This is a genomic window from Chitinophaga sp. CCNWYY40, assembly GCF_037483205.1.
In the GTDB taxonomy this organism is placed as follows: Bacteria; Bacteroidota; Bacteroidia; order Chitinophagales; family Chitinophagaceae; genus Chitinophaga; species Chitinophaga ginsengisegetis.
Genome location: NZ_JBBHLF010000004.1, coordinates 70,112 through 91,917 on the forward strand (window position 1 = coordinate 70,112; position 21,806 = coordinate 91,917).

Sequence of the window (21,806 nt, forward strand, 5' to 3'; positions counted from 1 at the left end):
CAAATTTTTAGGGCTTTATAACGCCTTATATATGCAGGGGGTTATGTTAAAAGTTAAAATAACCCTAGATTTGCAAAAAACAATTCAGAATGTCAACAATTGCAAAATCAAACATTGACTTTAGCCTCGGATACAAGGTAAAAGACATGTCTCTCGCGGCCTGGGGTCGTAAAGAGATAGAACTGGCAGAAGCCGAAATGCCCGGACTGATGTCACTGAGAGAAGAATATGGTAACAGCAAACCATTGCAAGGTGCACGTGTTGCTGGTTGTTTGCATATGACTATCCAAACTGCCGTATTAATAGAAACCCTGGTAGCCCTCGGAGCCGAGGTGCGCTGGAGCTCCTGCAATATATTCTCTACGCAGGACCACGCCGCCGCCGCTATCGCCGCTGCAGGAGTACCCGTATTTGCCTGGAAAGGTCTGAATGAAGCAGACTTCGACTGGTGTATTGAACAAACCCTGTTCTTTGGCAGCCCCGACCGTCCGCTGAATATGATCCTGGACGATGGTGGTGACCTCACCAACATGGTGTTTGATAAATACCCTGAGCTGATCCAGCACATCAAAGGTTTAAGTGAAGAAACCACTACCGGCGTTCACCGTTTATACGATCGCATGAAAGCTGGTACTTTACCAATGCCCGCTATCAATATCAACGACTCCGTTACCAAATCCAAATTCGATAACAAATACGGTTGCCGCGAATCCTGCGTAGATGCGATCCGTCGCGCTACTGACGTAATGATTGCCGGTAAAGTAGCCGTTGTTGCCGGTTTTGGCGACGTAGGTAAAGGTTCCGCTGAATCACTGAGAGGTGCAGGCGCCCGCGTTATCGTTACTGAAATTGACCCTATCTGCGCTTTACAGGCTGCAATGGAAGGTTATGAAGTAAAGAAAATGAACGATGCCGTTAAAGAAGCCGATATCATCGTAACCACTACCGGTTGCCGCGATATCATCACCGGCGAACACTTCAAACTGATGAAAGATAAATGCATCGTTTCCAATATCGGTCACTTCGATATCGAAATCGATGTAGCGTGGTTAAACAAAAACTACGGCAATACTAAAGTTGAAATCAAACCACAGGTAGATAAATACACCATCGATGGTAAAGATATCATCCTGCTGGCTGAAGGCCGCCTGGTAAACCTCGGTTGCGCTACCGGCCACCCTTCTTTCGTAATGAGTAACTCCTTCACCAACCAGGTACTGGCTCAGCTGGAACTGTGGCTGCACTCAGAAAACTACGAAAACAAAGTATACGTACTGCCTAAACACCTGGATGAAAAAGTTGCCCGTCTCCACCTGAAAAAAGTAGGCGTGGAACTGGATGTACTGACCACCGCACAATCTGAATACCTCGGTATTCCTGCAGAAGGTCCATTCAAACCAGACTACTACAGATACTAGTTTTTTACAACTAACAAATACAAATGCAGCGGAGAAGAAGTCACTACTTTTTCTCCGCTGCATTTTTTGTAAAAGCTAAAAGCCGTAATTTTGCCGCATGACAAAGCTGAGTGTAAACATCAATAAGTTTGCTACCCTGCGCAACGCACGTGGAGGCAATCTACCGGATATATTAAAAGTGGCCCAGGATTGTGAACGCTTCGGCGCCGATGGAATCACCGTTCACCCCCGCCCCGATGAACGCCATATCCGCTACCAGGACGTAAGAGACCTGAAACCACTGGTCACCACAGAGTTCAATATTGAAGGATATCCTTCCCAGGATTTTATGGACCTCGTGCTGGCCGTTAAACCTCACCAATGCACACTGGTGCCCGATCCGCCGGATGCCATCACCTCCAATACCGGATGGGATACCATCGCCTGCCAGTCGCAACTGAAAGACGTGATCTCTACCCTCAAAAAAGCAGGGATCAGGGTTTCCATCTTCCTCAATGCAGACGTTACAAAAGTAGAAGGCGCTAAAACCGCCGGCGCCGACCGTATAGAACTCTATACCGGCCCTTACGCAGAAGAATATACGAACGCACGCACACAGCCGCAAAACCTGCAGCTGTTCAACGACTATAAAAATACCGCCAGAGAAGCCACCGCTATTGGCCTGGACCTCAACGCCGGCCACGATCTCAACCTCGATAACCTCCGCTTCTTTAAACTGCATATACCACAGCTGAAAGAAGTATCCATCGGTCACGCACTCGTAGCCGATGCACTTTACTTCGGACTGGAAAATACTATCCAGATGTATAAAAGACAACTGGCCGACTAACTTACACAAAACAATAAAGCCATTCCGGATTAATGGAATGGCTTTATCAACCCTTAAAACAATCAACATGAAGTTCATAGCGGAGTCACAACTAAACCGGTATGAACAGTATATATGTTACGCGTGCTTACTTCTTTAATAACGCTATTTCCAGTACTTGGTTCATTTGCTTCACATAATGAAACTTCATCCCCTTAATATAAGACGGATTGATATCCTTAATATCTTTTTCATTTTGCCAGCAAAGAATAATCTCACGGATACCTGCCCTTTTGGCGGCCAGTATTTTTTCCTTAATACCTCCTACCGGTAATACCTGCCCGCGAAGCGTGATCTCACCCGTCATTGCCAGGTAGGATTTTACCCTCCGGCCTGTAAATACAGAAGCCAATGCAGTAAGCATGGTTATACCCGCACTCGGACCATCCTTTGGAACAGCCCCTTCCGGCACATGCACATGCACACTCTTCTGCGTAAACTTCTTCGGATCAATACCCGATTCCTCCGCATGGGATTGCAAATAGGTCAGCGCCGTAACAGCAGATTCCTTCATCACATTACCGAGGTTACCCGTCAGCTTCAGATCACCCTTACCCTCGCTCAAACTGCTTTCTATAAACAGGATATCGCCGCCTACATAAGTCCAGGCAAGCCCCACGGCTACTCCCGGCGGATTACCAACCTTATAAATCTCATTGGAATAACGGGGTTTACCCAGTATTTTCTGAAGCCCTTCTTCGGTTAATGCATCCGGTAATTTCTCATCCATCGCTACCTGTTTGGCCAGGTTACGCATAATAGCGGCAAACTGCCTGTCCAGCTCACGTACACCGCTCTCACGGGTGTAATCGGCAATCAACTGCTCAATCACCGTATTGCTGATCTTTACTTTTGTATCCTTCAAACCATGCGCATCCTTTTGCTTGGGCAACAGGTGCCTTTTGGCGATCTCTACTTTTTCTTCGATGGAATACCCGCTCAGATCAATGATCTCCAGCCTGTCGCGCAGCGCCGGATGAATAGAGTTGATGTTGTTGGCGGTAGCAATAAATAATACCTTGCTCAGGTCGTATTCCAGCTCCAGGTAATTATCGTAGAAGGTGCTGTTTTGTTCAGGGTCCAGTACCTCCAGCAATGCAGAACTCGGATCGCCGCGCATGTCATTACCGATCTTATCAATTTCATCAAGGATCATCACCGGGTTTGATGATTTGATTTTACGGATCGACTGTACCACTCTACCCGGCATGGCGCCGATATAGGTTTTACGGTGCCCGCGGATCTCACTTTCATCATGCAAACCACCCAAACTCAGGCGAACATATTTACGGCCAACAGCGTTGGCTATAGATCGTCCCAATGAGGTTTTACCAATACCCGGAGGGCCTACGAAACACAGAATGGGCGACTTCATATCCCCTTTCAGTTTCAGCACAGCCAGGTATTCCAGGATACGTTCCTTTATTTTTTCCATGCCGTAGTGGTCATGGTCTAATATCTTCTTTGCCTTTTTCAGGTCATAGCTATCGGTGGTATACTCGCCCCAGGGCAGGTCCAGCAAAAGATCCAGGTGATTGTATACCACGCTGTAATCCGGTGTGCTCGGATGCATGCGCTCCAGTTTCTCGATCCCTTTTGAAAAAGCTTCCGCAGCGGCAGCCGGCCATTTCTTTTCTTCTGCCTTCCGCTTCATTTCCTTCAGCTCCCGGTCGTTGGCGTCTCCTCCAAGCTCCTCCTTGATCGACTTCATCTGCTGCTGCAGGAAATAATCCCGCTGCTGCTTGTCCAGGTCGGCCTTCGTTTTGTTGGTGATCTTGTTCTTCAGTTCTGCCAGCTGTAATTCCGTTTGCAACAGCTTCATCAGCAGTTCTGCACGGGTACGCAGGTTATTGATCTCCAGCAACTGCTGCTTTTCTTTCAGGTCGGAGTTCAGGTTGGAAGAAACAAAATGCACCAGGAAAGAAGGATTCTCTATGTTCTTCAGGATGATGCTCGCTTCTGAAGGCAGGTTGGGAGAAAGCTGAATGATTTGCGCTGCCAGGTCTTTGATGGAAGAGATATACGCTTCAAATTCTGAATCATCTTCCGCCGCTTCATCGTGCAGCACGCTGATCTTTGCTTTGAAATAGGGATCTTCCGTCACTATTTCATCTATCTTAAAGCGCTTGCGGCCCTGTATGATGATGGTAGTGCCGCCATCAGGCATTTTGATGAGCTTTACAATACGCGCCACTGTACCCACTTCACTCAGATCCGCTACAGCCGGATCTTCTATCGTACTGTCTTTCTGCGCTACCACCCCGATCGATTTGTCGGTTTTGTAGGCGTCATTCACCGCTTTTATAGATTTATCCCGGCCCACCGTAATCGGCAGCACAACACCCGGAAACAATACTGTATTTCGTAATGGTAATAATGCCAGTTCATCGGGAATCTTTTCATCCTCCTGTCCTTCCCCGTCTTCGTTCAAAGGGATAATAGGCATGAACTCCATTTCATCTTCCGAATTTCCTAAATAAAATCTGTTCATCTGAGATATTTAAAGCCTCATGAGGACATTCTGTCATACAACCCGGCAAAAGTCCTCTTTTTTTTATGTATCCCTATATAGTCAAGTTTGATGCCAAGTGACGCTCTGGCAGGAACGGAAGAATGCGTAGCAGCTTCCTTTTCTCGCAAAAAAAGCAGCAAAGATAAAGTATACACTTTAATCTTTGCTGCTTCATCAAAAGTTAACGCTAAACGCGAAATACTAGAAAGTTACACCTACACCCAGCTGGATGCTCTGGTTTTTCCAGTTGCTGGTGTTAGCTACGTCTTTGTAATTGTTTACATCATTAAAGCCAATAACATAACGGGCACTCACATTAACAATCGGCAGTTGCAGCCACAAACCGGCTACACCGGAAATGTCGCCGCCTTTGAAAGCTTCCTTGGCAGCACCCAATACTTTTTTGTCGCTTACCAATGCGCTGAACTGAGGTCCTACCTGGAGTTTCAGACGTGGTGTTCCCAGATCAATGTTAGCCAGCAACGGAATACTCAGGTAGCTCATGGTGATCTTCTTACCATTATCTTCCAGGTTTCCAGTATTATAAATTTCACTGAAATCGTCTGTAGTTTTTGTTTTGGTAGAAGAGAAGATCAACTCACCCTGAACCCCGAATCCTTTCACAAGATTCACCTGGGCAAACCCACCGATGTGATAACCTAACTTAAATCCATCCTGAAAACCGGTACCATCAAGCTTTCCAAGATTAGCACCACCTTTCACACCAAAGCGAAGGAATTTTGATTGTGCATTAACAGTTGACACGGTTGAAACAGCAGCTATCATCAGCACTGCTACGGCGAAAAACAGTTTTTTCATAAATCTATGTATTGTTAGTAATGGTTAAAATATAGACGCCCGGAGTAAAAAATACCCCTATGTTGTAATTACATTTCCAGTAATTACAAATTCCGTGCTATTTGTTAATGAAATCAGAAACTGTATAAAATACGGGCCGTGAAATAACTCATAATACCCTGATCTGTACCGGTTAAGGACTTAAAAACCGTGTAGGATGGCGCCAGGTTTACCCGGCCAATAAAATAGGATATATTCATAGTAACATCTATCGCGCGGGGTTCAAATTCGGTATGATCTTCAAAATTAAGTTCAGGTCCCGGGGGATTTCTGAGTTTCACCATATGGGGCGACCGGGTGATATATTGAGCCGCTTTGAGATTGCTGTAGTAGTTAGCCGTTCCCAGCGTCATGTTCACAGAAGGCGTCACCATCAATACATCAAACCGTCCTATAACGCCGGAAAAAATAAAAGGATGCCTTACAGATGCGATAATATTAAAATCATTACCATGCAACGTTTCTTTGGTGTATAAACCTTCTGACACATGCTTTCCCCAGCCGTAGTCCAGGCTCAAACCGGGTTGTACCCACCATTTCCGGTAATAGAAGTAGGCAAAAATTTCATTCTTGATTGGAGTGGAAGGAACGTCTGAAGAATCGGCAAAAATATATTTCGTATAGGAGATGCCGCTAAGAAAATCCCTGTTTTTCGTATAGTCGTAACCGGCGGTAAAGTCCCATTCAAACCAGGGCTTATTCACGGAATTAAAAAGATAATAAGCGCTAACACCTGCATACAGGCCGCTTTTATGATAATAACTTAAAGAAGGCGCTACAAATGTTTTTAATACAAGAGGATATTCGAAATTGGCCACTTTACTGCCATAGGCAGGATTGTTCCCATACCCGATACCGGCCACTACTTCGCTTTTCTGCTGTTTCTGTAACAACGAATCCAGCTGTCGCTCCAGCTCTGCCAGGCTTTGTCCCGATGCTACACGGCTACATAACAACAGGAAGGTAAAGAAGTATAGGCGCATGTTTTAAAAAGTACGTCGCCTGCAAGATAAGCGTAAATCAGTATCGTTTAACCCTATATCCGCGAACAGGACGAATATGTGGTTAAACAAAGCTTTTCTATCGGTCAATGCGTACGATGCCTTTTTATACCAGGTCTATCACCGTAATTTCCGGCAGGATACCCACTCTTCCGGGATAGCCGAGAAACCCGAAGCCCCTGTTTACATACAGGAACTGTTCCCCTTTCTTATATAACCCCGCCCATTCTTTATAAAAATATTGGGCAGGACTCCATTTCAAACCGGGTATTTCCACGCCAAACTGCATACCGTGGGTATGGCCCGCCAGCATCAGGGCAATATCGGGATATTCTGTGCGCACCTGGGCATCCCAGTGGGTGGGATCGTGCGATAGTAAAATTTTAAACGGTATATGTTCTGCCCCCTCGTACGCCCTTTTCAGGTCGCCATAACGGGGGAAACGTTTAATAGCGCTCCAGTTTTCAATACCAATCAGCGCAATCTGCTCTCCGTTGCGGTCCAGCACCACGTTCTCATTCATCATGAGTTTCCAGCCCAGCTTTCCATGCACCGCTTTTAAATCCTCCAGGTTCTGGTGCTGCAACGCACTGTAACCGTTGGCGTTTTTATCCGGCCAGGGGTAATAATCGCCATAGTCGTGGTTACCCAGGGTAGAATACACGCCCATCGGGGCTTTCACCTCGCGGAACACATCCAGCCATTCGGCCATTTCCACCGCCCGGTCGTTTACCAGGTCGCCGGTAAACAGCACCAGGTCGGCCTTCTGGTCATTGATCATCTTAATGCCTTTCATTACCGCGTCCCGGTTAGCAAAGCTGCCGGAATGGATATCGGAGATCTGTACAATCCGCAACCCCTTAAAGGAGGCCGGCAGATGCTTGAAAGCCATTTTTATTTTATGTACCCGGTAGTTGTACTTATTGGAAAATCCGTACAGCAGCGTTCCAAAAAAAGCGCCGCCGGTGATGAGTCCCAGCCGGTTAATAAACTGCGACCTTGATAATCCGCCCGTGGCCGGAGTTGCAGCCACCGCCGGCGCACTGCTGAATTTACGGATCAGCCACAGTACACCCCTTCTCACATCGTCTATCAGCAGGAATACCGTTACCAGCAGCTTCGCCAGTACCAGGCCCATGAAAACAGCCATCAGGTAGGATTTCAGCGTAGGCGGCCAGTTATGCCAGTTGATATAGGGCAACAAGGCTATCATCAGCACAACAGAAATGGATATAAGCCAGTATACGGAATAAGTGATGTTCCTTACTTTGGGAGTAGACATATACACCATAGCCCTGATGGCCTGGAAAACATAAAGGTCCAGTAACAAAAGGAAAACGATGAGTATTACGGAATTAAGTCCGGGTCGCATTATAGAAATTTAATATAGATATGTAATAATAAAGCAATTTAACATAACTAACCGGGTCTGAAAAGTTAAAACCGGTGGTTGTACCTACAAGACGAATAACAACGCGAAGAATTGTATGTTTTTATTTTTTTTATTAAGAAAGGAGAAACAGTACATTTGCTGGCTGACCGGTACACAATAAATAATTTTAATATTTTATTAATATATTAATCTTACGCCTGCTGAAACTGGCTAAAAATTAACCCGTTAACAGGTTACGGGGCTTGTTCTGCGAACAGTTTGTGTATAAATAAATATACTGCAGCACCCGAATTTTACGTAATCGTTGTATTTTTGTCCGATTACGCTACTTTTAATAGAGTTACTTTTAAATATAAGGTGTAGATTAATCACGGATTACGGAGAGTAAATTTCCCCGGAAGTTGTCGTGATGGATTCAAATGGATTGATTATGAAGTATACTTGCTATGGACATTCCTGTTTTGCGGTGGAAATTATGGGGAAAAAGATCTTGTTTGATCCTTTCATCACCCATAATGAATTGGCGGCTAAGGTAGACATCCATGCCATAACGGCGGACTATATTTTTGTTTCCCACGGACATGAAGATCATACGGCCGACCTGTTAGACCTGGCAAAACGGACAAATGCAACAGTAGTATCCAATTTTGAGATTGTGACCTGGGCTGGTAAACAGGGGATCGAAAAGCTGCATCCCATGAATACCGGCGGTAAATGGAAATTTGAATTTGGTACGGTAAAATGTGTGGTGGCACAGCACTCCAGCAGTTTACCCGATGGAACCTACGGCGGTAATCCGATGGGTTTTATATTTATGACGGAAGAAGGGAACTTTTACTATGCCGGCGATACTGCGCTCACTGTGGATATGGAGCTGATACCAGCTGTTACCTCCCTGGATTTTGCAGTACTGCCAATTGGCGATAATTTCACAATGGGCATCGAAGATGCCATTGCTGCCGCTGAAATGATAGAATGTGAGAAGATAATCGGGGTACACTACAACACTTTCGGCTACGTTAAGATTGATACAGACGAAGCAAAGATGCAGTTTATTGATGCCGGGCTTGAACTGTTACTACCCGAAATAGGTAGTACCATAGAGGTTTGAGGAAGAAGTGATCATTGCTGATTTATCCTTTATCCTATAAATAACCTTTGAATTTTTAAATTACACAATGGCTAGAATAATCGCAATCGCTAACCAGAAAGGTGGCGTAGGAAAAACTACAAGTGCAATAAACCTGGCAAGCAGCCTGGCTGTGCTGGAATTTAAGACACTGCTGGTTGACGCCGACCCGCAGGCAAACAGCACCACAGGACTGGGTTTCGACCTGCGCAATGTGCAGCAGAGCTTGTACGATTGTATGGTGAACGACGTGCTGGCCAAAGATGTTATCCTGGAATCAGATACTCCCAACCTGAAGGTTTTGCCTTCTCATATAGACCTGGTAGGCGCTGAACTGGAACTCATCAATCATCCCACCCGGGAAAGAGTGATGAAACAGGTGATCGATACCGTGGAAGCGGATTACGACTTTGTAATTGTAGACTGCTCCCCTTCCCTCGGTCTTATCACCGTAAATGCCCTCGTAGCCTCCAACTCCGTGATCATACCCGTTCAATGTGAGTTTTTTGCACTGGAAGGACTCGGCAAACTGCTCAATACCATCAAAATTGTACAAAGCCGCCTGAATATAGAACTGGAAATTGAAGGCATTCTGATGACCATGTACGATGGTCGCCTGCGCCTGAGCAACCAGGTAGTGGATGAAGTAAAACAACATTTTGAAGAAAGTGTGTTCAATACCATCATCCACCGCAATACCAAACTGGGAGAAGCTCCCAGTTTCGGTAAATCCGTTATTATGTATGATGCAGCCAGCACAGGTGCTATCAACTACCTCAACCTGGCAAAGGAAATCCTGCAGAAACATAATTTCACCAAAATTAAATCCAAAGACAAAATCCTAGCTATTAACGATGACCAATCCAAGTAAGAAAGAGGCGTTGGGTAAAGGCATCCGCTCACTGCTTCAAAACATCGATACAGATCTGAAGCAAACTGCCGGCGCCCTGGGTGATAAGGTAGTAGCTGCTGCTACCGGTATAGAACGCATATCACTGGATCTGATTGCTACCAATCCGAAACAGCCGCGTCGTGACTTTGATGAGGTTTCTTTACAGGAGTTAAGCCAGTCGATCAAACTGCACGATGTTATCCAGCCTATCACCGTATCCAGGATCAGCGCCAAAAAATTCCAGCTGATCGCCGGTGAAAGACGCCTGAGAGCCAGCAAACTCGCCGGCCTCAAAGACATTCCCGCATATATCCGCCAGGTAAACGACCAGGAACTCCTGGAACTCGCCCTGCTGGAAAACCTGCAAAGGGAAAACCTGAACGCCATTGAAGTGGGCCTCAGCTACAAAAGACTCATGGACGAATGCAGTCTCACCCAGGAACAGGTGGCCGACCGCATGGGCAAAGAAAGAAGTACCGTTACCAACTATATACGCCTGCTGAAACTCCCCCCGGATATCCAGGTGGCCGTACGCAACGGCCAGCTCAGCATGGGCCACGCCCGCGTACTCACCGGCGTGGAAAATGTGGAAAACCAACTCTTCCTGTATAATGAAATCCTGAAAAACGGATTGTCTGTACGCCAAACAGAAGAACTGGCCCGCAACATCAATCAGGCCGATAAAAATCATCAGCAAAAGGCTGCCAAAGCAAAACTACCTCCTGCTTTTCAGAAAATACAGGACAAACTCGCCACTCACTTCTCTACCAAAGTAAAACTGGATAGAGGAAAAAGCGGTAAAGGCAGCATTTTAATTGAATTCTATTCGGATGAAGAGCTGGATAGTATCCTGGAAAAAATAGATATATACGGTGGCTAATAAGGCTCAATACATATTTCATTCACTACGATACTTTTTGTTGTTTTTAATTGCGGTTGTAGTGGTTATGCCAGTGCACGCACAGCAGGATACCCTGCGCCCCATTGCTAAAACAATGGATACTATCATCCGGCCTATACCTGCACCAGGTACGGATACCGTAAAAGCAAACAAAGCCATCTTCACAGACAGCGCTTATATTCCTGATTCCAAACTCCCCCACAGCCCGCGTAAAGCAGCCCTTTACTCTGCCGTGGTGCCGGGGCTCGGACAGGCATACAATAAAGAATACTGGAAAATTCCAATTGCATATGCCGCCATTGGTACCTGCGTTTATTTCTTTGTGGATAACATGAAGACCTACAAGCTGTACCGCGATGCTTACCGCCTCCGGGTAGATGGCAACCCGGATACCAACGACACCAGCCCGGATACCAAACCTTACGATACCGAATCACTGAAGGTGGGCCGCGACCAGTTCCGGCAATATGTGGATTACTCCGTGCTGTTCTTCATCCTGGCCTATGGCGTAAACATTATAGACGCTACCGTATTTGCACATCTCCGCAATTTCGATATGTCGGACGACCTGAGCATGCGCGTGTCCCCCACCATCATCAACAACCGTACACTGGGCATCGGCGTAAATATTTCTTTTGGCGGTAAAAAAGGCAAAAGCCGGTACTTCGCCGGCCGCTGATCATCATTAATACATCAACTTTAAATACAACTTGCAAGGGTCATGAAAATAGCGCTCATCGGATATGGTAAAATGGGACAGGCAATAGATGCAATTGCCACTGCCAAAGGACACGAAATAATACTCCGGGTAGACGTTGGCAGCAAACACCTGCTGGAAAAAGAACACCTCGGCCAGGCAGATGTAGCCATCGAGTTTACCACACCTGAAACAGCCTACCACAACATCTTAAAGTGCTTCGATGCAAATGTTCCCGTGGTATCCGGTACCACCGGCTGGCTGGATAAACTGCCGGAAGTAAAAGCGCTTTGCCTGGAAAAAAACCAGGCTTTCATCCACGCCACCAATTTCAGCATCGGCGTAAATATCTTCTTTGAACTGAATAAGAAACTGGCTGCCCTCATGGCCGGCCAGCCACAATACAACGTAAAGATGGAAGAGATCCATCATACCCATAAAAAAGACGCGCCAAGCGGTACCGCCATCACACTGGCAGAACAGGTACTGGCCGCAGTGCCTCGCAAAACCGGCTGGGTAAACGAAGAAAGCAATCAACCGGAAGCACTCCCCATCATCTCTAAAAGGATTGATCCGGCGCCGGGCACACACACCGTAACGTATACTTCCGCCATCGACGATATTTCCATCACACACACCGCCCACTCCCGGGAAGGCTTTGCAGCCGGCGCCGTAGTGGCGGCAGAATGGCTGAAAGGCAAAACCGGCGTGTTCACCATGCGGGATGTATTGAATTTAGGATAGCAGCAGCTAAATGCGTTAGCCGCCGGACCCCGCTCCGGTGGCTAAAAGCCAGCCACTCACTGCTGGCAGCTAAAAACTGCTTATCTTTGCAGGAATATAAAGTGTGCACCGCACTATTAGTTCATCCGTGGAGGGATGCAAAAAAGTCAGTATGTTATCGAAAAAAACGCAATACGCATTTCACGCATTAGTACACCTGGCAGAGAATGTAGATAAAGGACCCATCCTTATATCCGAAATTGCACAGGAAAAAAATATCTCTATCAAATTCCTGGAAAATATTTTGCTGGAGTTGAAGAATGCCGGCATCCTCGGCAGTAAAAAAGGAAAAGGAGGCGGTTATTACCTCATGCGACCTCCCAAAGAGATCGCGCTGGCGAAAATCATCCGCCTGCTCGACGGACCTATTGCGCTGCTTCCCTGCGTAAGCCTCAATTACTACGAACGCTGCGAAAACTGCCGCGATGAAGCCGTTTGTGGCCTCAATGAAGTAATGGGCAAAGTGAGGGATTCCGCCCTGAAAATCCTCGAGAACAAAACATTGAAAGATATCCTGACCCGAAATAGCTAATCAGGGTGTAAAATATCCGAGCCGGCCACGTGCCGGCTTTTCCGCTACAGTAAAGGGTTTCAGGATCAAGTCCACGTTCCCTCCACGTCACCTCCGGGTTAACAGCACGTATACTCCCAGTGCTAAGTAACTCCTATCCCACTCCACAGCGAATCCTCCCTATGTTCAAAGCAGGTATACCGCCTTTTGCCCATTCCCCCGGTTCGGCCACTCCCACGCTGCTTTCTATGCCCCATCTTAACAGGTTCCCCCACCTCCGCCCATTTTCTCCCCGCCACCACAGCCCCTTTACAGGAAAGAAATAATTTTTTATCCTATTAGTCTATCTTTTTTATAGGTTTTATGTATTTTTGTAAGAGGAGTGACCGTAATCGCTCCGCTGGCACTAGACATATCAATTCAATAAGGAAGATCTACATGACAGACATTACCACCGCGCTGGTCAACAAATCAGTGGAGGAGGCCATACAGTACCTGCTGGAACAATACCCCGGCGCTGTAGCATTCTCTACCTCTTTTGGCCAGGAAGACCAGGTAATATCAGATATTATCTGGCGTAACCAATTGCCGGTTAGAGTTTTTACCCTGGACACGGGCCGCCTCTTTCAGGAAACATACGATGTAATGGACCTCACTATGGCCCGTTATAAACAACCTGTAGAAGTTTATTACCCGGACACCACCGCAGTAGAAAAACTGGTTTCCACCAAAGGACCCAACAGCTTTTACGAATCAGTGGAAAACCGCAAGGAATGTTGCGGCATCCGCAAAATTGTACCCCTCAACAGGGCGCTGGAAGGCGTAAAAGTATGGATCACCGGTCTCCGGGCTGAACAGTCCGAAAACCGGCAGGGCATGGAAATCCTCGAATGGGACGAACACCGCCACCTCTATAAATTTAATCCGCTGATCCACTGGGGCTACGACGAAGTACTGGCCTACCTGGAACAACATAACGTGCCCTACAACAAACTGCACGATAAAGGCTTCATCAGCATTGGCTGCGCACCCTGTACACGCGCCATTGAGCCGGGGGAAAATCCCCGCGCCGGCCGGTGGTGGTGGGAACAGTCGCAGAAAGAATGCGGCCTGCACGGATAACAAATATTAGCTTTTAGAATAAATTATTATAGTCCATGACTAATCAAATAAATTGGGAATTTCCTCAGGCACTGGAAGATGAAGCCATCTATATACTTCGTGAAACAGTAGCACAGTTCGAAAAACCAGTGCTGCTGTTCTCCGGCGGCAAGGATTCAATTACACTCGTGCGACTGGCACAGAAAGCATTTTACCCCGGTAAAATACCTTTCTCCCTGCTGCATGTGGATACCGGCCACAACTTCCCCGAAACCATCGAATTCCGCGACTGGCTCGTGAATACACTCGGACTGGACATCATCGTAAGAAATGTACAGGACAGCATCGACCAGGGTAAAGCCCAGGAAGAAACCGGCAAATACGCCAGCAGAAACGCCCTCCAAACCGTTACCCTCCTCGATGCCATCGAAGAAGGAAAGTTTGACGCCTGCATCGGCGGCGCCCGCAGGGATGAAGAAAAAGCCCGCGCCAAAGAAAGAATCTTCTCCGTAAGAGACGAATTCGGTCAGTGGAACGCCAAAATGCAACGCCCCGAACTGTTCGATATCCTCAACGGTAAAATCAATATCGGTGAAAACGTACGCGTATTCCCCATCTCCAACTGGACTGAACTGGACGTGTGGAATTATATCGTTCGTGAAAAACTGGAAATACCTTCTATCTACTTCTCCCATGAAAGAGAAATCATAGAACGCGACGGTCTTTACTGGCCTTACTCCTCTTTCCTCAACACCACCGCCGACGAAGTACCGTTCCGCCAGAAAGTACGCTTCCGTACCGTAGGCGATATGACCTGTACCGCCGCCGTATTATCGGAAGCCGATAAACTGGAAGATATCATTGCTGAAATCATGGAAGCAAAGATCTCCGAACGTGGCGCACGTATAGACGATAAACGCTCTGAAGCCGCTATGGAAAAGAGAAAACAGGCAGGGTACTTTTAACAGCGCTTCCTGTAACACACACTTTAACTTAATTGAACACATCTTTTAACGCCAGTCGCTAAAAGCAAAAAAATAAAAATAATGGAGGTTTTACGTATAGCCACTTCCGGTAGTGTAGACGATGGTAAAAGTACCTTAATAGGCCGTTTATTATACGATACCAATTCTATTCCGCAAGATAAAATGGAAGCGCTCCACGCTGCCAGCAAACGCAAAGGACTGGATTTTACAGACCTGTCGTTGCTTACCGACGGACTGGTAGCAGAACGTGAGCAGGGAATTACGATAGATGTGGCACACATCTACTTCTCCACCCCTACCCGCAAATACATCATTGCCGATACCCCCGGGCATATTGAATATACCCGCAACATGGTAACCGGCGCCTCCAATGCACAGGTGTCGCTGATCCTCATCGACGCACGCAGAGGCATCGTGGAACAAACACACCGCCACTTCTTTATCGCTAACCTCCTGCGTATTCCGTACCTGGTGGTTTGCGTAAATAAAATGGACCTGGTAGATTACAGCGAAGCCCGTTTTAACCAGATAGTGGAAGATTTCCAGCAAATGCTCGATAACGCCGGGTTTAAAGGACAGGAAGTAAAGTTCATTCCCATCTCCTCCTTGTATGGCGAAAACGTAGCCAGCCGCACAGGCTCCATCAACTGGTACAACGGCAGCACCCTGCTGGAATACCTGGAACAGGTGTCGTTCGATCATGAAGACCGTAACCACCCTGCCCGTTTCCCTATTCAAAGCGTGATCCGTCCGAGAACCACCGAATACCACGATTTCCGCGGCTTTGCGGGCAAAGTGGCCAGCGGTCATTTCTCTGTAGGCGATGAAGTAATCTCCCTGCCCTCCGGGCAAAAGAGCCGCATCAAAACCATTGAGCAATTTGAAAAGCAACTACCGGTGGCGCATGCACGCGAAAGTGTGGTGATTACCCTGGAAGGCGAAATAGACAGCAGTCGCGGTAACATGCTCGTGAAAACAAACGAAGTGCCGCCGCAACTGAAGGAAATAAGCGCCAACATCTGCTGGATGGACCAGCTGCCGCTTACTCCGAGCAAAACCTACCTGTTACAGCACGGCGTTAACCGCGTGAAAGCAAAGGTGCAGCAGATCAATTACATAACAGATGTAACCAATCATGTGCAGGTAACAGATAAAGCATCCATGACGCTGAATGATATCGGCAGAATTACGCTGAAAACAGCGGCGCCTATATTTGCAGATCCTTATCAGAGCAATCCTGCCAACGGCGCCTTTATTCTCATCGATGAGTTTAATAACACCACGGTGGCTGTGGGTTTCATTGAATAGCAGTACCTCTTTATAAAAACAAGAAAGCAGCGGATCTCCGCTGCTTTTTTTGTTTTCATGGAATGGTTAAATTAAATATGTTGAAGCATATCTTTTGTCATTGCGGCCAGGTCAAATTCAGGCTTCCAGCCCCAATCTGCACGCGCCTGGCTGTCGTCGATACTGTTTGGCCAGCCGTCTGCAATCTGCTGGCGGTAATCCGGCTCATAAGCCATCGTGAAAGCAGGAATATGTTTCTGTATTTCCGCACCTATTTCTTTCGGGGAAAAACTCATCGCACCCAGGTTATAGGCAGAACGTACCGCTATTTTAGATGCGTCGGCTTCCATCAGTTCAATGGTAGCGCGGATAGCATCCGGCATGTACATCATCGGGAGATAAGTATTTTCAGACAGGAAGCTCGTATATTTCTGATGCTCTTTGGCCTCATGGAAAATTTCAATGGCATAATCCGTAGTACCGCCGCCGGGCGCTGATTTGTAGCTGATCAGGCCGGGGTAGCGCAAACTTCTTACATCCACACCAAAGCGGTGGTTGTAGTATTCGCACCAGCGCTCACCCGCAAATTTGCTGATACCATAAATGGTGGTAGGCTCAATGATAGTGTGCTGGGGCGTTTCCTGCGCCGGTGAGTTAGGACCAAATACCGCAATGGAACTTGGCCAGTATATTTTATCAAGATTTTCTTCTTTCGCAATATCCAGTACATTCAACAGGCTCTGCATATTGATATGCCACGCCAGCAATGGATTTTTTTCACCGGTGGCCGACAGGATCGCCGCCAGCAGATAGATCTGGGTGATATTATGACGGATCACCAGCACATGCAGCATCTCCTTGTTCATTACATCCAGCGACACATACGGACCGGTTCCCTTCAGCAAATCATGCTCTTCCCGCAAATCGGAAGCCAGCACATTCGCATCTCCATACATCTTTCTTAAAGCCAGGGTCAGCTCCACGCCAATTTGTCCGCAGGCGCCTATAACCAGTATCTTATCTTTCTTCATACAAAAATATAATTGTAAGCTATTTTAAATCGGACCGTAATATTAACAGCTTCGCCGCTATTTCCGCTCACCCCTTCCCAGCGCATGACAATGCTATAACAATAAAATGAACGCCGGGTTATGCACATGGTTTTCGGATTACAATGTTATGACAATTAGCTCAAACGAAGCGGCTTCATAGCCTCCCTTTGCCTGAGAATGCCTATCTTTGCACCTTCAATTAAATGACACAATTTTTTCAAGATATGAAGCATTTAAAATCTTTATTCAAAGAGCAATACAACCCCGAAAATTTCTTCCTGATTGCTGGTCCGTGTGTGATTGAAGAAGAATCCATACTGATGGAAGTGGCTGAAAAAGTGACCACCATCTGTAAAAGATTAGCGATCCCTTATATTTTCAAAGCTTCCTACCGTAAAGCCAACCGTACCAGTGTGCATTCCTTTACCGGAATCGGAGATGTGGAAGGACTGGAGCTGCTGCAGAAGATAGGTAAAACTTTTAATGTTCCCGTTACTTCAGATATTCACTCCGCTGCAGAAGCTGCTATGGCAGCCGCTTACGTGGATGTGTTACAGATTCCCGCTTTCCTGTGCCGCCAAACAGATATCCTGCTGGCCGCTGCCGAAACAGGTAAAGTAGTAAATGTAAAGAAAGGACAGTTCCTCAGCGGCGAATCCATGAAATTCGCTGTGGAAAAGATCAAGGGAGCCGGTAATGATCATATCATCCTCACCGAACGCGGTACCACCTTTGGCTACCAGGACCTGGTAGTGGATTACCGCAACATTCCCATTATGAAACACCTGGGTGAGCCCGTGGTAATGGATTGTACCCACTCCTTACAACAGCCCAATCAAACCAGCGGCGTAACCGGTGGTAACCCGCAAATGATCAGCACCATTGCCAAAGCAGCTATTGCAACCGGCGCCGATGGCCTGTTCATTGAAACACACCCCGATCCTTCCTGTGCAAAATCTGACGGCGCCAATATGCTCCGCCTGGATTTACTGGAACCATTGCTGGAACAACTGGTGGAACTCCGCCAGGTAGTGAGAAAGTTTTAATCCGCACCACATAAAGAAAAAAGCGATTACCACCGGAAGGTGATAATCGCTTTTTTCTTTACACGAAGCTTTGCAGTTTTTTCAGTAAATTCATGAAACACATAAAACACAGTTCACTATGATTAATATCCACGAATTAAAATCAGGTGATACCATTATCACAAATTATGGCGGGACAGAAAAGGAAGGGAAGATTTTGCAGGTAGATCATGAGGACAAGAAAGTGTTGGTGGCTACAGATGAAAATGAGTTCTGGTACGATCTTGATAACCTGGAACCTGTTCTTCTGACCGAGGCCACCCTGCTGAAACTGCAGTTTCATAAAGATGAAGCGGCATCGTCGAAGGCAGGAGGAACATTGTATGTGAGAGGCCCGTTCTCCATCCGCTGGTTTGAGGAAGGCCATAACCCGCTTTTGCAGCTGCACTACCGGGACGAAACCAGGAATCTCGTAGAGCCGATCACGTTAAATGAGTTGCAAAACCATTATCACGGCATGACGCTGTTTCATCTGGAATAAACAAAAATATACCAAATAAAAGAGGTGGTTCACGGATAACGCGAACCACCTCTTTTTCTTTATATCAATAACTTATAAGTAACGCAGTGGATTTCTCCGGGCATTCAGAATATAATTCTTCATATTTACCCAGAAGGCAAGAATCATGTATACAATGAGCGGGGAGCCCATTGTAAGAAAAGTGGCATAAATGAAAAAGATGCGTATACGGGATGTGGCTACCCCAAGTTTATCTCCTATAGCAGCACATACACCGAACGCCTTCCATTCCACAAAGTCTTTTATCCGGTTCATAAATCAAATTTATCAAATTCCGGCTGGAAAAACAAGGAAAAAACGGCTGGTAAGGCTATTCCGCCATAACCGGCTGAATATCACGGGAACCGTTAAAGTACCAAAAGTTTACACACAGTTGGCCGGATGTTAAGTATTTAATTTAAAAACTTGCCGATTTTAGTTAATTTTGCGAGCAATTTTTAACCGCTCTTAAATAATTTTTTTCCCATGGTGTTTGATATTGACATGATTAAAAAAGTGTATGCGGCACTCCCGGGTAAGGTGGAAGCTACCCGTAAAATGCTGGGTCGCCCGCTGACACTGGCTGAGAAGATTTTGTACGCACACTTGTATGCACCTACTACCACGCCCTACGAAAGAGGCAAATCCTATGTTGAATTTGCGCCGGATCGCGTAGCTATGCAGGATGCAACCGCCCAGATGGCATTGCTCCAGTTTATGACCTGCGGTCGTGATAAAGTTGCGGTTCCCTCCACTGTTCATTGTGATCACCTCATTCAGGCAAAAGTAGGCGCTACAGAAGATCTGGCAACTGCTATTGACACCAATAAAGAAGTTTACGATTTCCTTTCCTCAATTTCTGATAAGTACGGCATTGGTTTCTGGAAACCAGGCGCTGGTATCATTCACCAGGTAGTGCTGGAAAACTACGCGTTTCCGGGTGGTATGATGATCGGTACTGACTCCCACACCCCTAATGCCGGCGGTTTAGGCATGGTGGCGATTGGTGTTGGTGGTGCCGACGCTGTTGACGTAATGGCTGGTTTACCCTGGGAGCTGAAAATGCCGAAACTGATCGGTGTGAAACTGACAGGTAAAATGAGCGGCTGGACTTCTGCCAAAGATATTATCCTGAAAGTTGCAGGTATCCTCACCGTAAAAGGTGGTACCGGCGCTATCGTGGAATATTTCGGCGAAGGTGCGGATAGCTTCAGCGCTACCGGTAAGGCAACCATCTGTAACATGGGTGCTGAAATCGGCGCTACCTGTTCCCTGTTTGCATACGACAGCAAAATGGCTGACTACCTGAAAATCACCGGTCGTGCAGAAGTAGCTGCCCTGGCTGATGAAGTAAGAGACCATCTCCGTCCGGATGCTGATGTATACGCAGATCCTTCCAAATACTACGACCAGGTAATTGAAATCAACCTGGACGAACTGGAACCATATGTAAACGGTCCGTTCACACCGGATCTGGCATGGCCTATCTCCAAATTTGCACAGGCAGTAAAAGAAAACAACTGGCCTGAAAAACTGGAAGTAGCCCTCATCGGTTCCTGCACCAACTCTTCCTACGAAGATATTTCCCGCTCTGCTTCCCTGGCACAACAGGCCATCGACAAGCAACTGGAAATGAAATCTGAATACACCATCACTCCCGGCTCTGAACTGGTACGTTTTACCATCGAAAGAGACGGTTTACTGAATACTTTTGACCAGGTAGGCGGTGTGGTACTGGCAAACGCCTGCGGTCCGTGTATCGGTCAGTGGGCCCGTCATATCGACGACCCTACCCGCAAAAACTCTATCATCACTTCCTTCAACCGTAACTTTGCGAAGAGAAATGATGGTAACGCTTCTACCCACGCATTTGTAGCTTCTCCGGAAATTGTAACAGCACTGGCCATCGCAGGTGATCTTACCTTCAACCCGCTGACTGACAAACTGAAAAACAAAAACGGTGAAGAAGTAATGCTGGACGAACCGGTAGGTTTTGAACTGCCTCCAAAAGGCTTTGCCGTAGAAGATGCCGGTTACCAGGCCCCTGCTGCCGATGGTAGCGGTGTTCAGGTGAAAGTATCCCCTACCTCCGACCGTTTACAACTCCTCGCCCCATTTGCTGCATGGGAAGGCACCGATCTGAAAGGATTGAAACTGCTCATCAAAGCAAAAGGTAAATGTACTACGGATCACATCTCTATGGCTGGTCCATGGCTGAAATACCGCGGTCACCTGGATAACATCTCCAACAACATGCTCATTGGTGCGATCAACGCATTCAACGATAAAAGCGATACCGTTAAAAACTCCATCACCGGCGAATATGGTGCAGTACCTGCTACCATGCGCGACTACAAAGCACACGGCTTCGGTGCAGTAGTAGTAGGGGATGAAAACTACGGTGAAGGCTCCAGCCGCGAACACGCTGCAATGGAACCCCGTCACCTCGGCGTTCGTGCTATCCTGGTGAAATCTTTCGCCCGTATCCACGAAACCAACCTGAAAAAACAAGGTATGCTGGGTCTGACCTTCGCCAACAAAGAAGATTATGACCTGATCCAGGAAGATGATACCATCGACATCCTCGGTCTTACTACCTTCGCTCCCGGTAAACAACTCACCGTTGTGCTTCATCATAAAGATGGCAGCACCAGCGAGTTCCCTGTAAACCACACGTACAACGAACAACAGATCGAGTGGTTTAAAGCAGGTGGTGCACTGAACGTAATCCGTGCAGAAGCTGCGAAAAAAGCTTAATTCAAAGCTTTAACATACAAGGAACGGGCAGAAAGAGTTTCTGCCCGTTTTCTTTTTACATGACGACCCGAAAAAG

The 21,806-nt window shown here is 46.9% G+C and carries 20 protein-coding genes; 14 read left to right on the forward strand and 6 right to left on the reverse strand.

Features of this window, described 5'->3' with window-relative positions; genetic code table 11:
• Window positions 1–89 precede the first annotated feature (89 nt).
• The gene (ahcY, locus tag V7S65_RS15160; RefSeq protein WP_079468905.1) at window positions 90–1,418 is read left to right on the forward strand and encodes an adenosylhomocysteinase; all 1,329 of its coding nucleotides are present in this window, start codon (window positions 90–92) and stop codon (window positions 1,416–1,418) included.
• Window positions 1,419–1,515: 97 nt separating this feature from the next.
• Complete coding sequence (locus tag V7S65_RS15165; protein WP_079468906.1) at window positions 1,516–2,247, forward strand: pyridoxine 5'-phosphate synthase; 732 nt, start codon at window positions 1,516–1,518, stop codon at window positions 2,245–2,247.
• A gap of 127 nt (window positions 2,248–2,374) precedes the next feature.
• Here the strand turns inward: V7S65_RS15165 and lon are convergent, their stop codons facing one another.
• From lon to V7S65_RS15185, 4 genes are all read right to left on the reverse strand, one after another.
• A complete protein-coding gene (lon, locus tag V7S65_RS15170) occupies window positions 2,375–4,777 on the reverse strand; it encodes an endopeptidase La (RefSeq protein ID WP_079468907.1) in 2,403 nt (800 codons plus the stop codon).
• Window positions 4,778–4,999: 222 nt separating this feature from the next.
• Window positions 5,000–5,617, reverse strand: a complete 618-nt coding sequence (locus V7S65_RS15175; RefSeq protein WP_079468908.1) for a porin family protein — start codon at window positions 5,615–5,617, stop codon at window positions 5,000–5,002.
• A 113-nt stretch (window positions 5,618–5,730) separates the two neighbouring features.
• Window positions 5,731–6,639 (reverse strand): hypothetical protein, encoded by a 909-nt coding sequence (locus tag V7S65_RS15180; RefSeq protein WP_336387173.1) that lies wholly within the window; start codon window positions 6,637–6,639, stop codon window positions 5,731–5,733.
• A 124-nt stretch (window positions 6,640–6,763) separates the two neighbouring features.
• Entirely contained in the window at window positions 6,764–8,029 is a 1,266-nt protein-coding gene (locus V7S65_RS15185) for a metallophosphoesterase (RefSeq protein WP_336387174.1), read from the reverse strand.
• A 451-nt stretch (window positions 8,030–8,480) separates the two neighbouring features.
• Here V7S65_RS15185 and V7S65_RS15190 point away from each other — a divergent pair, with 451 nt between their 5' ends.
• The 9 genes from V7S65_RS15190 (at window position 8,481) to V7S65_RS15230 (ending at window position 16,358) form a co-directional block, all read left to right on the forward strand.
• Window positions 8,481–9,161 (forward strand): metal-dependent hydrolase, encoded by a 681-nt coding sequence (locus V7S65_RS15190; RefSeq protein WP_079468911.1) that lies wholly within the window; start codon window positions 8,481–8,483, stop codon window positions 9,159–9,161.
• A gap of 67 nt (window positions 9,162–9,228) precedes the next feature.
• On the forward strand, window positions 9,229–10,050 hold the full coding sequence (locus tag V7S65_RS15195; protein WP_079468912.1) for a ParA family protein: 822 nt from the start codon (window positions 9,229–9,231) through the stop codon (window positions 10,048–10,050).
• The gene (locus tag V7S65_RS15200) at window positions 10,034–10,951 is read left to right on the forward strand and encodes a ParB/RepB/Spo0J family partition protein (protein ID WP_079468913.1); all 918 of its coding nucleotides are present in this window, start codon (window positions 10,034–10,036) and stop codon (window positions 10,949–10,951) included. The genes V7S65_RS15195 and V7S65_RS15200 overlap by 17 nt, the downstream gene beginning before the upstream one ends.
• 67 nt (window positions 10,952–11,018) lie before the next feature.
• On the forward strand, window positions 11,019–11,651 hold the full coding sequence (locus V7S65_RS15205) for a DUF5683 domain-containing protein (RefSeq protein ID WP_079468914.1): 633 nt from the start codon (window positions 11,019–11,021) through the stop codon (window positions 11,649–11,651).
• Window positions 11,652–11,693: 42 nt separating this feature from the next.
• Window positions 11,694–12,413, forward strand: coding sequence for a 4-hydroxy-tetrahydrodipicolinate reductase (gene dapB, locus V7S65_RS15210; protein ID WP_079468915.1), 720 nt, complete (start codon window positions 11,694–11,696; stop codon window positions 12,411–12,413).
• 151 nt (window positions 12,414–12,564) lie between these two features.
• A complete protein-coding gene (locus V7S65_RS15215) occupies window positions 12,565–12,984 on the forward strand; it encodes an RrF2 family transcriptional regulator (RefSeq protein WP_079468916.1) in 420 nt (139 codons plus the stop codon).
• 417 nt (window positions 12,985–13,401) lie between these two features.
• Window positions 13,402–14,085, forward strand: a complete 684-nt coding sequence (locus V7S65_RS15220; protein WP_079468917.1) for a phosphoadenylyl-sulfate reductase — start codon at window positions 13,402–13,404, stop codon at window positions 14,083–14,085.
• 35 nt (window positions 14,086–14,120) lie between these two features.
• Window positions 14,121–15,029 (forward strand): sulfate adenylyltransferase subunit CysD, encoded by a 909-nt coding sequence (gene cysD / locus V7S65_RS15225; RefSeq protein WP_079468918.1) that lies wholly within the window; start codon window positions 14,121–14,123, stop codon window positions 15,027–15,029.
• 81 nt (window positions 15,030–15,110) lie between these two features.
• A complete protein-coding gene (locus V7S65_RS15230) occupies window positions 15,111–16,358 on the forward strand; it encodes a sulfate adenylyltransferase subunit 1 (RefSeq protein ID WP_336387175.1) in 1,248 nt (415 codons plus the stop codon).
• 71 nt (window positions 16,359–16,429) lie between these two features.
• On the opposite strand, the gene V7S65_RS15235 is transcribed toward V7S65_RS15230, so the two are convergent.
• Entirely contained in the window at window positions 16,430–17,368 is a 939-nt protein-coding gene (locus V7S65_RS15235) for an NAD-dependent epimerase/dehydratase family protein (protein ID WP_079468920.1), read from the reverse strand.
• A gap of 245 nt (window positions 17,369–17,613) precedes the next feature.
• On the opposite strand from V7S65_RS15235, the gene kdsA reads away from it, so the two are divergent.
• Window positions 17,614–18,435 (forward strand): 3-deoxy-8-phosphooctulonate synthase, encoded by an 822-nt coding sequence (gene kdsA / locus V7S65_RS15240; RefSeq protein WP_181785016.1) that lies wholly within the window; start codon window positions 17,614–17,616, stop codon window positions 18,433–18,435.
• 118 nt (window positions 18,436–18,553) lie between these two features.
• Window positions 18,554–18,955 carry a hypothetical protein gene (locus V7S65_RS15245; protein ID WP_111579493.1) on the forward strand — a complete coding sequence of 134 codons (402 nt, stop codon included), beginning with the start codon at window positions 18,554–18,556 and terminating at the stop codon, window positions 18,953–18,955.
• 72 nt (window positions 18,956–19,027) lie between these two features.
• On the opposite strand, the gene V7S65_RS15250 is transcribed toward V7S65_RS15245, so the two are convergent.
• Window positions 19,028–19,249 carry a PspC domain-containing protein gene (locus V7S65_RS15250; protein ID WP_079468922.1) on the reverse strand — a complete coding sequence of 74 codons (222 nt, stop codon included), beginning with the start codon at window positions 19,247–19,249 and terminating at the stop codon, window positions 19,028–19,030.
• Between the two features lie 210 nt (window positions 19,250–19,459).
• Here V7S65_RS15250 and V7S65_RS15255 point away from each other — a divergent pair, with 210 nt between their 5' ends.
• Complete coding sequence (locus tag V7S65_RS15255; protein ID WP_079468923.1) at window positions 19,460–21,730, forward strand: aconitate hydratase; 2,271 nt, start codon at window positions 19,460–19,462, stop codon at window positions 21,728–21,730.
• Window positions 21,731–21,806: the final 76 nt, after the last annotated feature.

Bases quoted from the DNA above. Each gene is read 5' to 3' on its own strand.
- dapB (WP_079468915.1), top strand. From the start codon at position 11,694: ATGAAAATAGCGCTCATCGGATATGGTAAAATGGGACAGGCAATAGAT.
- kdsA (WP_181785016.1), top strand. From the start codon at position 17,614: ATGAAGCATTTAAAATCTTTATTCAAAGAGCAATACAACCCCGAAAAT.
- lon (WP_079468907.1), bottom strand. From the start codon at position 4,777: ATGAACAGATTTTATTTAGGAAATTCGGAAGATGAAATGGAGTTCATG.
- V7S65_RS15195 (WP_079468912.1), top strand. From the start codon at position 9,229: ATGGCTAGAATAATCGCAATCGCTAACCAGAAAGGTGGCGTAGGAAAA.
- V7S65_RS15220 (WP_079468917.1), top strand. From the start codon at position 13,402: ATGACAGACATTACCACCGCGCTGGTCAACAAATCAGTGGAGGAGGCC.
- V7S65_RS15175 (WP_079468908.1), bottom strand. From the start codon at position 5,617: ATGAAAAAACTGTTTTTCGCCGTAGCAGTGCTGATGATAGCTGCTGTT.
- V7S65_RS15185 (WP_336387174.1), bottom strand. From the start codon at position 8,029: ATGCGACCCGGACTTAATTCCGTAATACTCATCGTTTTCCTTTTGTTA.
- V7S65_RS15190 (WP_079468911.1), top strand. From the start codon at position 8,481: ATGAAGTATACTTGCTATGGACATTCCTGTTTTGCGGTGGAAATTATG.
- ahcY (WP_079468905.1), top strand. From the start codon at position 90: ATGTCAACAATTGCAAAATCAAACATTGACTTTAGCCTCGGATACAAG.
- V7S65_RS15200 (WP_079468913.1), top strand. From the start codon at position 10,034: ATGACCAATCCAAGTAAGAAAGAGGCGTTGGGTAAAGGCATCCGCTCA.
- V7S65_RS15165 (WP_079468906.1), top strand. From the start codon at position 1,516: ATGACAAAGCTGAGTGTAAACATCAATAAGTTTGCTACCCTGCGCAAC.
- cysD (WP_079468918.1), top strand. From the start codon at position 14,121: ATGACTAATCAAATAAATTGGGAATTTCCTCAGGCACTGGAAGATGAA.
- V7S65_RS15235 (WP_079468920.1), bottom strand. From the start codon at position 17,368: ATGAAGAAAGATAAGATACTGGTTATAGGCGCCTGCGGACAAATTGGC.
- V7S65_RS15255 (WP_079468923.1), top strand. From the start codon at position 19,460: ATGGTGTTTGATATTGACATGATTAAAAAAGTGTATGCGGCACTCCCG.
- V7S65_RS15180 (WP_336387173.1), bottom strand. From the start codon at position 6,639: ATGCGCCTATACTTCTTTACCTTCCTGTTGTTATGTAGCCGTGTAGCA.
- V7S65_RS15250 (WP_079468922.1), bottom strand. From the start codon at position 19,249: ATGAACCGGATAAAAGACTTTGTGGAATGGAAGGCGTTCGGTGTATGT.
- V7S65_RS15215 (WP_079468916.1), top strand. From the start codon at position 12,565: ATGTTATCGAAAAAAACGCAATACGCATTTCACGCATTAGTACACCTG.
- V7S65_RS15230 (WP_336387175.1), top strand. From the start codon at position 15,111: ATGGAGGTTTTACGTATAGCCACTTCCGGTAGTGTAGACGATGGTAAA.
- V7S65_RS15205 (WP_079468914.1), top strand. From the start codon at position 11,019: ATGCCAGTGCACGCACAGCAGGATACCCTGCGCCCCATTGCTAAAACA.
- V7S65_RS15245 (WP_111579493.1), top strand. From the start codon at position 18,554: ATGATTAATATCCACGAATTAAAATCAGGTGATACCATTATCACAAAT.